General features: G+C 63.4%; 12 protein-coding genes. 7 read left to right on the top strand and 5 right to left on the bottom strand.

From position 1 onward, the window contains the following. Positions 1–15: 15 nt before the first annotated feature. The 3 genes from gcvP (at position 16) to HMPREF1484_RS06800 (ending at position 5,621) form a co-directional block, all read left to right on the top strand. Positions 16–3,009 carry an aminomethyl-transferring glycine dehydrogenase gene (gcvP, locus tag HMPREF1484_RS06790; RefSeq protein ID WP_016664295.1) on the top strand — a complete coding sequence of 998 codons (2,994 nt, stop codon included), beginning with the start codon at positions 16–18 and terminating at the stop codon, positions 3,007–3,009. Positions 3,010–3,133: 124 nt separating this feature from the next. Beyond that, positions 3,134–4,357: a cobalamin-independent methionine synthase II family protein gene (locus HMPREF1484_RS06795; protein WP_016664296.1), complete on the top strand. Its 1,224-nt coding sequence runs from the start codon at positions 3,134–3,136 to the stop codon at positions 4,355–4,357. A 121-nt stretch (positions 4,358–4,478) separates the two neighbouring features. Further along, positions 4,479–5,621 (top strand): glycosyltransferase family 1 protein, encoded by a 1,143-nt coding sequence (locus HMPREF1484_RS06800; protein WP_016664297.1) that lies wholly within the window; start codon positions 4,479–4,481, stop codon positions 5,619–5,621. A 22-nt stretch (positions 5,622–5,643) separates the two neighbouring features. Here HMPREF1484_RS06800 and HMPREF1484_RS06805 read toward each other — a convergent pair whose 3' ends face one another. Continuing rightward, a complete protein-coding gene (locus tag HMPREF1484_RS06805; RefSeq protein ID WP_016664298.1) occupies positions 5,644–6,426 on the bottom strand; it encodes a type 1 glutamine amidotransferase in 783 nt (260 codons plus the stop codon). A 127-nt stretch (positions 6,427–6,553) separates the two neighbouring features. Between HMPREF1484_RS06805 and HMPREF1484_RS06810 the strand changes: the two genes are divergently transcribed. Beyond that, positions 6,554–6,778 (top strand): hypothetical protein, encoded by a 225-nt coding sequence (locus HMPREF1484_RS06810; protein ID WP_016664299.1) that lies wholly within the window; start codon positions 6,554–6,556, stop codon positions 6,776–6,778. A gap of 70 nt (positions 6,779–6,848) precedes the next feature. Here the strand turns inward: HMPREF1484_RS06810 and deoD are convergent, their stop codons facing one another. Continuing rightward, positions 6,849–7,583 carry a purine-nucleoside phosphorylase gene (deoD, locus tag HMPREF1484_RS06815; RefSeq protein WP_016664300.1) on the bottom strand — a complete coding sequence of 245 codons (735 nt, stop codon included), beginning with the start codon at positions 7,581–7,583 and terminating at the stop codon, positions 6,849–6,851. Positions 7,584–7,672: 89 nt separating this feature from the next. On the opposite strand from deoD, the gene HMPREF1484_RS06820 reads away from it, so the two are divergent. Further along, the gene (locus HMPREF1484_RS06820; RefSeq protein WP_232049692.1) at positions 7,673–8,905 is read left to right on the top strand and encodes an MFS transporter; all 1,233 of its coding nucleotides are present in this window, start codon (positions 7,673–7,675) and stop codon (positions 8,903–8,905) included. A gap of 48 nt (positions 8,906–8,953) precedes the next feature. Here HMPREF1484_RS06820 and HMPREF1484_RS06825 read toward each other — a convergent pair whose 3' ends face one another. Together HMPREF1484_RS06825 and HMPREF1484_RS06830 are read right to left on the bottom strand one after the other, a co-directional pair. Next, complete coding sequence (locus tag HMPREF1484_RS06825; RefSeq protein ID WP_016664302.1) at positions 8,954–9,574, bottom strand: L-threonylcarbamoyladenylate synthase; 621 nt, start codon at positions 9,572–9,574, stop codon at positions 8,954–8,956. Between the two features lie 9 nt (positions 9,575–9,583). After that, a complete protein-coding gene (locus HMPREF1484_RS06830; RefSeq protein WP_016664303.1) occupies positions 9,584–10,993 on the bottom strand; it encodes an AMP-binding protein in 1,410 nt (469 codons plus the stop codon). Between the two features lie 179 nt (positions 10,994–11,172). Here HMPREF1484_RS06830 and HMPREF1484_RS06835 point away from each other — a divergent pair, with 179 nt between their 5' ends. Beyond that, complete coding sequence (locus HMPREF1484_RS06835) at positions 11,173–11,604, top strand: RNA-binding S4 domain-containing protein (protein ID WP_172620177.1); 432 nt, start codon at positions 11,173–11,175, stop codon at positions 11,602–11,604. A gap of 128 nt (positions 11,605–11,732) precedes the next feature. Continuing rightward, a complete protein-coding gene (clpB, locus tag HMPREF1484_RS06840) occupies positions 11,733–14,351 on the top strand; it encodes an ATP-dependent chaperone ClpB (RefSeq protein WP_016664305.1) in 2,619 nt (872 codons plus the stop codon). Between the two features lie 91 nt (positions 14,352–14,442). Here clpB and HMPREF1484_RS10960 read toward each other — a convergent pair whose 3' ends face one another. Continuing rightward, positions 14,443–15,234 carry a hypothetical protein gene (locus tag HMPREF1484_RS10960; RefSeq protein WP_147594906.1) on the bottom strand — a complete coding sequence of 264 codons (792 nt, stop codon included), beginning with the start codon at positions 15,232–15,234 and terminating at the stop codon, positions 14,443–14,445. Positions 15,235–15,548 lie beyond the last annotated feature (314 nt).

The following is a 15,548-nucleotide window of genomic DNA, read 5'->3' on the forward strand; positions in this document are numbered from 1 at the left end:
AGGAGTTTCCCGTTCATGTCTGAACACCACAGCAACGTCGCTGTCGATAATTCGGCGATCGACGGTCTTCATTCGTTCGTTCGTCGGCATGTCGGCACTGCGAGCGAGGACCAGAAGAGAATGCTCGAGGCACTAGGCCTCGACTCGCTCGGTGCACTTCTTGAGAAGGCCGTGCCGGGCACGATCCTTCTCGACGAAGGGCTGGATTCTCTGCTTCCCGAAGGCGCGAGCGAAGCCGAGGCTCTCGAGGAGCTTCGCGCTCTTGCGAAGAAAAACACCGTGAAGCGCTCGCTTATCGGCCACGGGTACTACGGCACGTACACGCCCTCGGTCATTCAGCGAAACATCCTCGAGAACCCAGCTTGGTATACGGCGTACACGCCGTACCAGCCTGAGATCTCGCAGGGCCGACTCGAGGCGCTGCTCAACTATCAGACCATGATCGGGGACCTCACGGGCCTCGAGATCGCAAACTCGTCGATGCTCGATGAGGCCACGGCGGCTGCCGAGGCAATGCTTCTTGCGCGCCGCGCGGCCCGCGGCAATAAGTCGAATGTGTTCCTCGTGGACACCGACGTGTTGCCGTCGACCCGCGCTGTTCTCGGCGGCCGTGCCGAGGCCGTTGGCATTGAACTGAAGGATGTCGATTTCGCGAACGATGGCGCTCCGTCGGGCGAGTACTTCGGCGCGCTTGTGCAGTACCCGGGCGCTTCGGGTCGCGTGTGGGATCCTCGCGACGTGATTGCCGCGGTTCAGGCCAACAAGGCGAAGGCAATCGTGGCCGCGGATCTGCTCGCGCTCACGCTCCTTGCCTCACCCGGCGAGCTCGGCGCGGATGTTGCGGTGGGTAACTCCCAGCGCTTCGGCGTTCCGCTCGGCTTCGGTGGGCCGCACGCCGGCTACATGGCGGTCTCGAAGGGGCTTGAGCGGCAGATTCCCGGCCGACTCGTGGGTATCTCCCTCGATGCGGAGGGCAACCCCGCGTATCGCCTCGCCCTCCAGACTCGTGAGCAGCACATTCGCCGCGAGAAGGCAACGAGCAATATCTGCACGGCGCAGGTCCTGCTCGCTGTTATGGCGTCGATGTACGCCGTGTACCACGGCCCCGAAGGCCTCAAGCAGATTGCTAGCGAGGTCGCTGGCCGCACCGCCGCACTCGCTGCGTGGCTCACATCGAACGGTTTCCAGCTCAAGCACGAGACGTTCTTCGACACCCTTGAAGTGACCGTCAACGGCAAGGCTGAGGACATTGCTCGGGCCTTCGACGACCGAGGCATCCTCGTCGCTCATCCCGATGCGGACACTGTCCACATCAGCCTCGACGAGACTGTCACGCCGAGCGCGCTTTCGGAGATCATCGAGGTATTTTCGGAGTTCTCGCCCTCGCACGTCGGCGACGTGGCTTTTGACGAATGGGCTCAGCCCGGTGAGACCTGGGGCGAACTCGCGCGCACGTCCTCGTTCCTCGAGGCGCCCGTGTTCAACTCGTTCCGCTCGGAGACCGCGATGATGCGTTACCTGCGCCGTCTCGCCGATAAGGACTACGCTCTCGATCGCGGCATGATCCCGCTCGGTTCGTGCACGATGAAGCTCAATGCCGCGACCGAAATGGCCGCAGTTACGTGGCCCGAGTTCAACGCGATCCACCCGTCCGCGCCCGCAAGCGACGTTCAAGGCTACGTCGAGCTCATTACTCAGCTCGAAACCTGGCTCGCCGACGTCACAGGCTACGACACCGTGTCGCTTCAGCCGAACGCTGGTTCGCAGGGCGAGTACGCGGGTCTTCTCGCGATCCGCGCCTACCACGCGAGCCGCGGCGAATCCGCCCGCACCGTGTGCCTCGTGCCGAGCTCGGCCCACGGCACAAACGCCGCTTCCGCGGTCCTCGCGGGCCTGCGCGTCGTCGTTGTTGCGAGCGACGCTAACGGCAACGTGGATCTCGACGACCTCAAGCAGAAGATCAAGGATCACGCCGATGAACTCGCGTGCATCATGATCACGTACCCGTCGACCCACGGCGTGTACGAGTCCGAAGTCCGTACGATCACGCAGCTCGTGCACGATGCTGGCGGGCAGGTGTACGTTGATGGCGCAAACCTCAACGCGCTGCTCGAAGTGGCGAAGCCGGGCGAATTCGGCGGCGACGTCTCGCACTTGAATCTGCACAAGACGTTCTGCATTCCGCACGGCGGTGGCGGGCCCGGCGTCGGCCCCGTTGCGGCGAAGGCCCACCTCGCACCGTTCCTGCCGGGGCACCCGGACATGCAAAACGCGGAGCACCCCGTTATCGGCGGTGCGGATCGCGCCCACGGCGGCGCACCTGTGTCGCAGGCACCGTACGGTTCCCCGTCGATCCTGCCCATCCCGTGGACCTACATCCGCCTCATGGGCGCGAAGGGGCTGCGCCACGCGACCGCATCGGCCGTGCTCGCCGCGAACTACATGGCGAAGCGGCTCAGCGAGAAGTTCGAGATCCTCTACCGCGGGGAAAACGGGCTCGTGGCGCACGAGTGCATCGTGGATCTGCGACCCTTCACCGACCGCACGGGTATCACCGTCGATGATGTCGCGAAGCGTCTCATTGACTACGGTTTCCACGCTCCGACCATGAGCTTCCCCGTTGCGGGCACCCTCATGATCGAGCCGACCGAATCGGAAGACCTGTGGGAGATCGAGCGCTTCATCCTCGCTATGCACCGGATCGCGGACGAAGCCGAAAAGGTTGTGTCGGGCGAGTGGCCGAAGGACGACAACCCGCTCGTCAACGCCCCGCACACCGCGTATTCGGTTGCGCGCGAGGACTGGGATCATCCCTACTCGCGTGACGAAGCCGTGTACCCGGGTGTGAACGCCGCGAGCGAAGCGGGCTATGACCCTGACTTCCACATGACCAAGCAGATGCAGTACCAGGCGAAGTACTGGCCGCCGGTCAGGCGCATCGACCAGGCATACGGTGACCGCAACCTCGTGTGCTCGTGCCAGCCGCTTGACGCCTACGAACAGGGCTAATAGCGCAGCCTAAGGGTGGGGCGTTCCTCCGGGAGCGCCCCACTTTTGCGTGGGTCTTGGGAAACATGAACGAGCGTGAACCGGAGTTTGGCCACGCCGCTGCGAATCTCGTAGGTTGATGGCCATGACAGAGATACTCACCACACACGCGGGCTCGCTCCCGCGCACCCAAGAACTGATCGACGCGAACTACAACAGGGAGCTTGAGGCCGACGGCTTCACCCCTAAGAAATCGCCTGAGTTTGAACGCATCCTCGCGGACGCGGTCGATGGCGTCGTGGCCCGCCAGAAGGAGATCGGTATTTCCGTGCCGGGCGATGGCGAGTACGGCAAGGCGATGGGCTCAGCCGTGAATTACGGCTCCTGGTGGTCATACATCTACGACCGCACCGAGGGGCTCGAGCTCACGGGGACCGATTTCTTCAATGCAAAACCGCAGCGCAGCGAGCCCGGCAAGATTGTCTTGACGAGCTTCGAGGATCGCCGCGACCGCAGCCTTTTCCCTGGAGCGTACGCCGATCCCGTTACCGGTGTTCCCACGACCAACGACAAGCCGGAAACGTTCATCATTCCTGCTGCCACCGGGCCGGTTGCCTTCTCCGAACTCGGTAAGGACCTGTGCGCGAACGACATTCGAAACTTCTCGCACGCACTTGAGAAGTCGGGATATGAAAAGGGCTACCTTTCGACCCTGTCGCCGGGCTCGGGCGCCAGAATTCACGACGAATACTACGGTGATCCGGATGCGTTCCTCGACGCGTGGGTGGAGGTGATGCGCCCCGAGTACAAGGCCATCACCGACGCCGGCATTCAGATCCAGATCGATGACCCTTCGCTTGCCGAGAACTTCGACCAGATCAACCCTGAGCCGAGCGTTGAGGACTACCTCGCGTTCACGAAGAAGCGCGTCGATGCCATCAACCGTGCGATCGATGGAATCCCTCGCGAGCTCGTGCGCCTGCACACGTGCTGGGGTTCGTGGCACGGGCCGCACGTGACGGACTTCGAGTTCAAGTATCTCGCCGAGCTCATGCTCGAGGTTAACGCGAAGTACTACTCGTTCGAAGCGGCGAATGTGCGCCACGAGCACGAGTGGGTTGTCTGGAAGGACGTCACGCTGCCCGAGGATCGCGTGATCGTTCCCGGCATCGTCTCGCACTCGACGAACGTCGTGGAGCATCCCGAGCTCGTGGCGCAGCGCATCGAGCGCTTTGCGGACATCGTGGGCCCCGAGCGTGTGATTGCGTCGACCGACTGTGGTCTTGGCGGCCGCATCCACCCGGAGATCGCATGGGCGAAGCTCGAGTCCCTCGTGGAGGGCGCGGGCATCGCCTCGGCGAAGTACTGAGGTCATCCGCGACCAGCCGCGAAAGTGACGGGGGGCGTGACGCGTAGCGTTCACGCCCCCGTCACATTGGGGACACGTGTCTTTATCGTGGGCGTTGCTCCGAGGCTGCACAATCGGAAGCGTGAAAATCCTCGTAGTTGCCGAATCGTTCCTTCCCCATATGAACGGCGTGACCAACTCCGTTCTTCGCGTCGTCGAGTGCTTCGCTCTCTCCGGCCACGAGGTGCGGATTGTCGCCCCCGGCGCGCCCGGTATCCCGAATGAATTGACGTTCGGCGCGGAGCGCGTGCCAATCATCCCCGTGCTGTCGATACCCATGATGGGCTACGGCCAGGTGCGCATGAGTGCGACGACTAACTACCGCATTCGCTCGATCATCGACGATTTTCATCCCGATGTCGTCCATCTTGCCTGCCCTGCCCTGCTCGGCAACGCAGCGTCGAAGGCCGCCGTCAAAAGAGGCATCCCAACGGTCGCGATCTACCAAACTGACCTTCCTGGCTACACGCGCAAGTACGGGGCACCAGTTCTCGAGGAAGCGATGTGGATGTTCCTCCGCGACATCCATAACCGCTGCGAGGTGAATCTTGCACCGTCGTCAAGCACGCGCAATCAGATCGTCGAGCACGGCATCGAACGCGTGCAGATCTGGCGCCGTGGGGTCGACACTTCGCAGTTCTCGCCCTCGCGACGCAGCGACGAGCTTCGCGAGCGCCTCGCCCCGAATGGGGAAAAGCTCGTGGTGTACGTCGGGCGTCTTGCAGCCGAGAAGCAGGTCGAGGACCTCGCCGTGCTTGAATCGCTCCCCAACGTCCGCCTCGTGATCGTTGGCGAAGGGCCCCTCGAGGCAGAGCTTCGCGCGGCCATGCCGGGCGCGTATTTCGCGGGGTTCAAGAAGGGAGCCGAGCTCGCGGAGATTGTGGCTACGTGCGATCTATTTGTGCACACGGGAGAGCTCGAAACTTTCTGCCAGACGATCCAGGAGGCGATGGCTTCTGGGCTGCCGGCGATAGCCCCCCGCTCTGGCGGACCCATCGACCTCATCGACCATTCGCGAACGGGCTGGCTGTACACGCCCGGCAAGCTCGATGAGCTTCGTGCCTACGTCGAGGACCTCCTCGGGGACGATGCGAAACGCGAGCATTTCGCTGCGGCCGCTCAGGACTCGGTGCGCCAGCGCACGTGGCCGGTTCTCGCCGAACAGCTCCTTGGCTTCTATCGCGAAGCTGCGCGCGTGCATGAGGCATCAGCGCAAGCCGCGTAACCTTTCCTTCCCGCGGCCGCTCCTAGTGGCGGGCTGGCTGTACAAGGTGGAGGAAAGCTTCGAGTAGCCGCAAGGCGCTGTCGGAACCGTGCGCCCCCTGGGCGCTCGCGCGCCACTGTTCAATCTCGCGCGCGAAGGAATCGCGTTCTCGTTCGGCGGGCGTGAGTGCGCTCGTAGCGGCCCAGCGCGTCGCAATTGCGGGCGTGACCTCGGGGTGGAACTGCACACCCCATGCCGCCTCGCCAGCCCGGAAGGCTTCGAGGCGGCCCTCGCTGTCGAGGGCGAGGGGAACGATGGGCGCGCCACCGGGAGTGGTTGTGGGGAGTGCGGAGACTTCGTCCTTGTGCCACTGGAATGCGCGGAACACCGTCCCGGTTTCGTGAAGCTCGGCACGGGAGAACAGGGGATCGGTGGCGGCAGCTGGCTGCGCTATTACGGTGCAGAGCCCGACGGCAGGCTCCGGCCTGCGGGTAATCGCACTGCCTAGTGCGGCTCCGAGAAGTTCCTCGCCGAGGCAAATTCCAAAGAGCGGAAATGTGGTCTCGACAGCATCAAGACATAGTTGTCGGCACGGTGCGAGCCAGTTGTAGCGATCGTCCTCGAGCGGGCCCGGGCCACCGCCGAGGATGATGAGACCGCGGGACGTGGAGGCGATGCTCGAGAGGGACGGCAGTGCTTCGCCCCGGTAGGGTCGAATAACGTTGAGCGTGAGGCCCGCGGCACGCGCGAGCGGTTCGAGCATGCCCGGTGGGCAGTCGTCCTCGTGTTGAATGACGGTGAGCGCTCGGCGTGTGTTTTTCTCCATGTCCCCGTTATACAGGAGACGGACTCGCCGCGAAGCACTTGGAGGACTTTCGTCCATCGTTTAGACTGAGGTCGCGGCGGCCGCTTGCGGCGGCCGACATTCCTACCCGACCATCATGGAGAAAAGCGTGACCCAGCACAATAACGCCGCGGCAAGCAACGAAACCTCGCAGGGCTACAGCCTCGGCTTTTCGATTCTCCTCACCGCGGTCGTGTTCGTGCTTTTCGCTGGCGGCCTTTACGTTATGAGCCTCTACACGATTGCGCCGATCTGGTTCGTCGTTGGGCTTGCCATGTCGATTGTCGCGCTCTTTCTCGCGTTCGATATCGTCCCGCGCTTCTTCATGAAGTAGAACAGCAGCGATAGCAAAAGGCCCCGGCGCGGTCGCCGAGGCCTTTTCGTTGCGAAGAAGCAGGAGCGAGCTATTGCGCACGCTTCTTATCTGCGCTTTTATCGAGGGCCACGACGGCCTCGAGCGCCATGACGATCATCGAGTCGAACGTCTCCTGGCGCTCCTGAGCGCTCGTCTCTTCACCCGTGAGCAGATGGTCGGAGATCGTGCACACGGATAGCGCCTTGCGGCCGAACTGCGCGGCGAGCGTGTACAGCCCAGCGGTTTCCATCTCGACTCCAAGCACACCGTAGTTGGCGAGGGTTTGGGTGATCGGATTCGGGTTGTAGAACTGGTCGGCGGAGAACAGCCCGCCAACGCGATAGGGGAGTTCCTGCGCTTCGGCAGCCTCCACCGTGAGGCGCAAGAGTTCGAAGTCGGCCGCGGGGGCGTAGGTGACGTCACCGAAACGCGCGCGGTTCATGGCCGAATCCGTGCTGGCGCTGCTCGCGATTACGACGTCGCGCACCTTGACCTCCGGCGCCATACCGCCCGCGGTGCCCACGCGGATGATGGCTTGGACGTCGTAGTCGTTCATGAGCTCGTGCGCGTAGATCGCCATCGATGGCTGGCCCATGCCGGAACCCTGTACGCTCACACGCACGCCCTTGTATGTACCCGTGTAGCCGAGCATGCCGCGCACCTCGTTATAGAGCTTCGCATCGTCAAGGAAGGTTTCCGCGATCCACCTCGCGCGATAGGGGTCTCCGGGGAAGAGGACGTAAGGCGCGATCGCGCCTTCGGGGGCATTAATATGAGTAGACATGCCTTAAGCCTACGGTGTTTGGAGATGGGATGCCCGAAACTTTTCTGCCAGATCGTGAAGCCGTCCGCGCAAGGTGGGCGGTTTCGCTTGTGTTTCTCCTTAATGGCGTGAGTTTTTGTGCGATTCTCCCGCGCTACCCGGAGATAGTGCGGCAGCTGGGCATCAATAACGCGGAACTCGGACTCGCCGTGGGTCTCGGGCCGCTCGGTGGCCTCGCTTTCGGCTTGCTCGCCGCGCCGATTATGAAGCGGCTCGGATCCGGGAAGACCGCGGTGATCTTTCAGCTCCTGGCCTCGAGCGCGCACGTGCTCATCTATCTCGCTCCGAGCTGGGGCATGCTCGCGCTCGGCTTCGTGCTCGCGATGAGCTTCGACGCCATTACGGATATTTCGCAGAACGCTCACGGGATGAGGGTCGAGCGCCGCTATCGCCGCTCGATCATCAACAGCTTTCACGGATTTTGGTCCCTCGGTGCTGTGCTCGGGGGCGTGATCGGCTCCGCGTGCGCGCAATTCGGCGTCCCGCTCGCCTGGCAAGGCTGGGGCGGGCTCGTCGTGTTTGGTGCCATCGCGATTGCGAACTTCCCGTTCCTGCTCAAAGGTTCCGACGCCTCCGAGCGCGTCAAAGAGGTCTCGTCTCCAAGCGCCTCCTCCGCGAACGAAGCCCCGGCGGACCTCATGGGGGAGACGAGCGGTGACACCCTCCTCGAAAGCACCACGCCACAACGCGGGAAGCTCGGTGCGCTCGCGCTCCTCGGCGCGCTCGGCATGGTTCTCGTCTTTGCCGGCTCGACCGAGGATGCGGGTAGCACGTGGGGTGCGCTCTTCATGACACACACCTTCAATGCTTCGCCGTTCGTCGCGGGGCTCGCTTTCGTCGCCCTCCAAGGCGCGCAGATGGTCGGTCGATTCCTAGGAGACCCGATCGTCGATGCGTGGGGCGACCGAAAAACTGCACGCGTCGGCGCAGTAATTTCGTTCGTGGGCATGGGCTTCATGCTCGTGTGGCCAAATGCCGTGACGGCGGTCATCGGCTTCGCCGCGGCCGGCTGGGGCGTCGCGACCCTCTTCCCGGCCGTCTTCCGTGCGGGTGACAACATCGAAGATTTCGGTCACGGGGTCGGCATCACCGTTGTCGGGTGGTTCGCGCGCATCGGGTTCCTTCTCGCCCCGCCGATCGTCGGCTGGCTCGCCGATCTCTTCACTCTCCGCTATGCCCTCGCACTCGTGCCCCTCTACGCGGTCGGGGTCTTCATTATTGCCGGTGCCCTCGAGGATCTGACAAAGGCCGATAGGCGCGCGAAGGCCTTGGGCACAGCGTAGGCTCGGCAGGCGTCGGACCCGCCCCACGCCCCTCGAGCCCGCTCCTGTTTATTCGAACGCGCGTGTGTCGCCCGCGCCCTCACGCAGAACGCGCGGAAAATCGCCCGTGAGGTCAATGATGCTTGTGGGCTCTGATCCCGTGACCTCCCCGTCGATAATCGCGGGAATGAGGTGGCCGAGGCGATCCTCGACGACCCATGACTCCGTGAGCACGGAGCTCTCACCGGGCATGATGAGGCTCGAGCTCATGAGCGGCTCCCCGAGTGCCTCAACGATCGCGCGTGCCACCACGTGATCGGGAATGCGCGCCCCAACCGTGTGCTTCTTCGGGTGGAGCATGCGGCGCGGAAGCTCCTTCGTTGCCGGCAGGATGAACGTATACGGGCCCGGGGTGTGGGCGCGCAGCAAGCGGTAGTTGGGATTCGAAATGCGCACGTAGGTGCCCAGCTGGCCAAACTCGCTGCACATGACCGTAAAGTGGTGGTCTTTGCCGGTGTGGCGAATCGTGCGGATCTGCTCTAACGCCTCGTGAGCACCGATGCGGCAGCCGAGCGCGTACCCCGAATCGGTGGGGTACGCGATGAGCTCACCGTCCTTTAGCCGCTCAACAACCTGGTCGAGCAGGCGCTGCTGTGGAGTGACGGGGTGAATCGAAATGAGGCGTGCCATGACCCCATGTTAGTGCGGCGGCGCGGGAGCGAGCGTGACGTAGCCGTCAGCGTCAATCGAGGCGAGCGAAGTGGTCAGTACCCAGCCGTCCGCGCTGAGCACGGCTGTGCTTTCATCGGGCTTCTTCCAATACCCGTGGAACACCTGAGGTCCTTTGATCATGAGCTTGCCGACGGTTCCCGGGCCCACGACGCGCCTGCGGTCATTTAGATCCACGACCCGCACCTCGATCGAGGGGAGCGGTGTCCCCACGGTGTGCTCGCGCCCCTCTTCCGCGGTGCGCAAATACACGGTCACGCCAGCTTCAGCGCCGCTGTAACCGACCATGAGCGGCCAGCCAAGGTCCCGTGCCCAATCCCGAAAACTCGGTGCGTGGTCACGGCTCACGGGACTCAACGCGAGCCTCAATGTGAGGGACCGGCCTGTCGTGCGGGCATGCTCGGCGAGGAAGCGGAAGACCTCGGTATCGCCGGAGATCACCTCGGGAGGGTGCTTCTTGAGAGCGCGCATGAGGCCGGCGCGGTCGAACCGCGGGAAGAGAATCGTGTGCCGACCGTAAAAGAGGCTGGTCGTGAGAGTATCGGCGATCCCGATCACCGAGTGCAGCGGCCACAGCGCGTAGCCGGTCTCGGTCCCGGCCGGCGCCGTCTCGAGATACTCCAGGGACTGGTGCGCGAGCGCCGTGAGATTGTCGTGGGTGAGCATCGCCCCGAGCGAGCTGGCCCGCGTGTGCCCTTCGTACACGATGGCCGCGAGGTCACGCGGGCTCGGATAGGGGTAGTCGTCAGGAAGCGGCGCTGAGCCCAGCAGGTCCTTGAAGCGCGTGCGCGTGCAGAAAGTGAGGGGAAGCTGCGCGGGGCTTTTCGACGGCGACGCAACCCGCATGACTCCCTTGCCGCCCGCTTTCGCAATCTCTGCGAGTGCCCCCGTAAGGGTGAGCCGACGCGGGGCAGTCTTCGGAAGCTCCGGCGCTTGGACGGTGATGACGGTTTTTGGTCGCGCGTGCTGGTCGAGACCCGCGAGCGCATTGAGACGATACTCGGCGATGATGACCGCGACCGGCGTGTAATCGGCAAATTCCCGGCTCAGGCGCATCATCGGTTCGCGATCGGAGTGCTGCACGGCGATCGCTCCGATCCGAAGGACCGCGTGGAACGCCACGACGGCTTCAATGCTCATAGGCAGGACGATCGCGACGCGGTCGCCCGCACGGATTCCCGAATCCAAGAGTCCCTGCGCAAGGCATCGAATGCGGCGGCCAAGCTGCCCATAGCTCACGCGGGTTCCGCTCATCTCGATAGCCGTGCGTGAACGGAAATGCGAAATGGCAAAATCGAGAAGTTCCGAGGCATTCAAGGGGAGGGGATGTGCGCTCGCCTCGGAAGCCGGATCGATGACGTACGACCGTGCCGCGGGCATGAGCGCCTCCTCTCCGGGATCCTGTGTGGGGCGTGCGAGATTCGCCCCTGCATCTGACGTGTGCAGTCTAAGGAGCGAACCTGCATATTAACCCGAGACACCCGGGGTGCTTCATGGGTGGAGTAGCGAAGTCGCACGTGGTTGCGCTATGAGCAAGCCGAGTGTGCGAAAGTAGCACCGTGAATGAGAACAAGCAGGCGGGAGCCGTGAGCGTGCGCCTTGATACGTGGCTGCACGCGGTGCGGCTATTTAAAACGCGCTCCCTCGCCGCGAGCGCGATCAGAGCCTCGCACGTGCGCGTCGATGGTGAGGTCGTGAAGCCGAGCTTCCGCTTGAGCGTGGGCAGCACGGTTGCCATACGCCACCCCGGCTACACGAACGAGTACGTCGTCACACAATTGCTTTCAAAGAGAGTTGGTGCGCCACTTGCCCGCGAGGCCTACACCGACATCTCCGTTCCGCCGCCCCCGCAGCTCTTCGCGGCGCCGCCGCGGCGTGAGCGTGGGACTGGCCGCCCCACGAAAAAGGAACGCCGAGCGCTCGACCGCCTGCGCGGCCGCGAATCGCAAAACGGCAGGTGGACGACCATTTTCGACAATGATGAAAGTTGAGCGGAATAGACTCAACTTTGGTGGCGTTGCATAGAGCGTAAGCGTGAGAACGAGGAAGGCTCGGCAACCGTCGGACCTGCCAGGCCACAACCCCGCTCCACGCACACCACGTGAAAGGAGCGGAAAATATGCAATTTTCCTTCACCCAACGCTCGCGCGAAGCCGTCGAGGCGGCAACGCGCTCGGCGGAAACACTGCGCAACACCAACGTCACCGGTCTGCACTTGCTCGCGGCACTGCTCGAACAAGAAGACTCAATCGCCACGGCCGTGCTCACCGACACGGGCGTGCACATCGGCGCGCTCAAAGAGCGAATCACCCAAGAAATCCAGCGCTTGCCACGCCTCACCGGGAGCACCGACCAAAAACCCGTCTTCCAGGGCGATGGCTACGACGCACTTGAAGCCGCCGGGAAAGAAGCCGGCGCCGGCATGGGGCAAGGGGCAGAAGGGTACATCTCGACCGAGCACTTGCTCTACGGCATCGCCAAGGCCGCAAAAACCCCTGGCGACATCCTCAAAGACTTCGGCGCGACCCCGAAAGCGATCCGCGCCAGCATCGCAAAACTCACCAAAGGAACAAGCATGAACAAAGAAAACCCGGAAGGCTCCTTCAAGAGCCTCGAAAAATTCGGGGTCGACCTCACCGCCCGCGCGCGCGAAGGCAAACTGGACCCCGTCATCGGCCGCGACGGCGAAATCCGCCGCGTCGTCCAAGTGCTCAGCCGCCGCACGAAGAACAACCCCGTGCTCATCGGCGAGCCCGGCGTCGGCAAAACCGCCGTCGTCGAAGGCCTCGCCCAGCGCATCGTCGAAGGGGATGTGCCCGAATCGCTCCGCGGCAAGACCCTCGTCTCGCTCGACCTTTCCTCGATGGTCGCCGGCTCGAAATACCGAGGCGAATTTGAAGAGCGTCTCAAGAGCGTCCTCGACGAAATCCGCGACTCGAACGGCAACGTGATCACGTTCATCGACGAGCTGCACACAGTCGTCGGCGCAGGCGGCACAGGCGAGGGCTCCATGGACGCCGGCAACATGCTCAAACCCATGCTCGCGCGCGGCGAACTTCGCATGGTGGGCGCGACGACCCTCGACGAATACCGCGAACGGATCGAAAAGGACCCGGCTCTCGAACGCCGCTTCCAACAGGTCTTCGTGGGCGAGCCAAGCGTCGAAGACACGATCACGATCCTCCGCGGCCTCAAAGACAAGTACGAGGCGCACCACAAGGTCACGATTTCGGACTCGGCGCTCGTCGCTGCTGCCTCGCTTTCCGATCGCTACATCAACAATCGCCAGCTCCCTGATAAGGCCATCGACCTCATTGACGAAGCTGCCTCGCGCCTGCGGATGGAACTCGACTCCTCACCCGTGGAGCTCGATGTTCTTCGCCGCCAGGTCGACCGGCTCAAGATGGAAGAGCTCGCCCTCAAGGGCTCGGACGATCCGGGATCGCTCGCGCAACTCGCGAGCGTCCGCGAGCATCTCGCGGCGCGCACCGAGGAGATGAACGAGCTTTCCGCCCGCTGGGAGCGCGAGAAATCCGGCCTCAACGAGGTGGGCGAGCTCAAGGCAAAGCTCGAGGATCTCCGCATGCAGGCCGATCGTGCCCAGCGCGAAGGCGACCTGAGCCAGGCCTCGAAGATCCTCTACGGCGACATCCCCGAGCTCAAAAAGAAGCTCGTGGAACTTGAGCACGGAGAAGGCACCGAGAGCCGAGCTATTGACGAGGAGCAAAAGCCGCTCGTCGCCGACAAGGTCGGGCCCGACGACATCGCTGGCGTGGTGTCCTCGTGGACCGGCATCCCCGCTGGCCGACTCCTCAGGTCCGAGACGCAAAAGCTTCTCGACATGGAGGACATTATTGGTAAACGCCTCATCGGTCAGCGCAGGGCCGTCGCCGAGGTCTCGGATGCCGTGCGCCGCTCGCGCGCCGGAATCGCCGACCCGAACCGGCCCACGGGATCGTTCCTCTTCCTCGGCCCCACGGGCGTAGGCAAGACCGAACTCGCCAAATCCCTCGCCGAATTCCTCTTCGACGACGAACGCGCAATGGTTCGCATCGACATGTCCGAATACGGTGAAAAGCACAGCGTCTCTCGCCTCGTGGGTGCACCTCCGGGCTACGTTGGCTACGAAGAGGGAGGGCAGCTCACCGAGCAGGTCCGACGCCGCCCCTACACCGTCATACTCCTGGACGAGATCGAGAAGGCCCACCCGGACGTTTTCGACATCCTCCTCCAGGTGCTCGATGACGGCCGCCTGACCGACGGCCAAGGGCGCACGGTCGACTTCCGGAACACTATTGTGATCCTCACGTCCAACTTGGGCGCGCACTTCCTCCAGGACGAGAGCCTCGACGACAGTGCGAAACGCGAGGCGGTCATGAGCGCTGTTCGCGCCGCGTTCAAGCCCGAGTTCGTCAATCGCCTCGACGACATCGTCATGTTCGACTCCCTCAGCCGCGAGGAGCTGCGCCGCATCGTTGGCCTCCAGGTGGCGTCGCTTGCCGCGCGTCTCAAGGATCGCCGCATCACCCTCGAGGTGAGCGACGCGGCCAAGGACTTGCTTGCTGAACGCGGATTCGACCCAGCGTATGGCGCGCGCCCGCTCAAGCGTCTCGTGCAAAAGGAGATCGGCGATGCGCTCGCGCGCCTCATCCTCACGGGCGAGGTCACGGACGATCAGAAGGTCACGGTTGACGTGGAGCACGAGGAGGGGGCGCCGGCCCGCCTCGCCCTCCACTGAATTCCATAGGGGTTGTGGGGGTTATTCGCACCCCTTCACTTGGATTCCATAGGGGTTGCGGGGGTTATTCCTCGGGTTTAGCCCCCGCAACCTACCGCATTGCCTGGCGTCGGAATGCTTCGCGAACCTTGACAACAAGGGGCCACTCGCGAGGCTCCGGCGCCAGCGCATATGGTGACAACTTAAAGTTGACGCGATTGATGCGAGGCATCCCCGGCGCGTCTATTCGATACTTCGCTGGAAACTCGTTGCACCAACCGACATACGGGAGGTCATCTTTATAAATCGGAACGACCTCCCACCCCTCCTCCCGAAGATTCTCGGCGTGGTAGCGGTCGCGCGCCGCCCGTTGCGGCTCTTCGTGGGAGCTTCCCTGATACTCCACAACGACCTTCTGATCCGGGTAGACGAGGTCACGATCGGGAACGACGATTCCTCCGGGCAGCGGGATAGGAATATTGAGCGCCGGTTCGGGAAGGCCCGCCTCGACGAGAAGAAGGCGGCACAGAGTCTCCTGAGGTGAGTCAGAGCCCACGCGAATATTGTCGAGCGCCCATCGCGTATTTGTGGCGCCGTCGATTTTTGGGTATTTCTCGCGCGCGCCCTTGAGGCCAGCAATCGTGCAGTAGGGCCGACTTCGCCCCTCGTAGTTCGGGCGCGGTCGACGCACGAGATAGTCGCCTACGGCCACGAGCTCAAACGGGTTCAGCACCGTCGCAAGATCAAGGAACGTTCGTTCGCGGGACATGATCCTGAGCGGCTTTTTCCACAGGGGCGCGGTGGAGGGGTGCCACGGCATTCCGACGCTTGCTGGGCCACCGTCGGCACCTAAGCCCGCACGAATCTGCTCGGGCTCCACAACAATGACATCGTCGCTTGCCAAAAGATGCTGCCGCCACTCGGCACATGGCTGCGTGGGGGAGCGGTGATGGTAGGGGTAAACAAAGTTCGGAAGGCCATTGAGTTTTTCGGGTATGGGCGCGTGAGCGTCTTGGATACGCGCCAGTTCCGAAGTTGGTGGGGGGGGTCCTGCGCGAGGAATCTGGTGGGTAGAGGAAATCCCCACAAGAGTGCTGCCGAAATTTGAGAGAGCGCGGCCGTGGGACATGCGTGAGTCACGATGCGCGCGTAGTCCCAGCTTGTGGGCGAATGTTCCGTCGGAGCATAGATTCCCCGGTGGAGCTGCTGATAACTCGG

Source organism: Dermabacter sp. HFH0086 (genome assembly GCF_000413375.1).
Classification (GTDB): Bacteria; Actinomycetota; Actinomycetes; order Actinomycetales; family Dermabacteraceae; genus Dermabacter; species Dermabacter hominis.

Bases quoted from the DNA above. Each gene is read 5' to 3' on its own strand.
- gcvP (WP_016664295.1), top strand. From the start codon at position 16: ATGTCTGAACACCACAGCAACGTCGCTGTCGATAATTCGGCGATCGAC.
- HMPREF1484_RS06795 (WP_016664296.1), top strand. From the start codon at position 3,134: ATGACAGAGATACTCACCACACACGCGGGCTCGCTCCCGCGCACCCAA.
- HMPREF1484_RS06805 (WP_016664298.1), bottom strand. From the start codon at position 6,426: ATGGAGAAAAACACACGCCGAGCGCTCACCGTCATTCAACACGAGGAC.
- deoD (WP_016664300.1), bottom strand. From the start codon at position 7,583: ATGTCTACTCATATTAATGCCCCCGAAGGCGCGATCGCGCCTTACGTC.
- HMPREF1484_RS06825 (WP_016664302.1), bottom strand. From the start codon at position 9,574: ATGGCACGCCTCATTTCGATTCACCCCGTCACTCCACAGCAGCGCCTG.
- HMPREF1484_RS06830 (WP_016664303.1), bottom strand. From the start codon at position 10,993: ATGCCCGCGGCACGGTCGTACGTCATCGATCCGGCTTCCGAGGCGAGC.
- clpB (WP_016664305.1), top strand. From the start codon at position 11,733: ATGCAATTTTCCTTCACCCAACGCTCGCGCGAAGCCGTCGAGGCGGCA.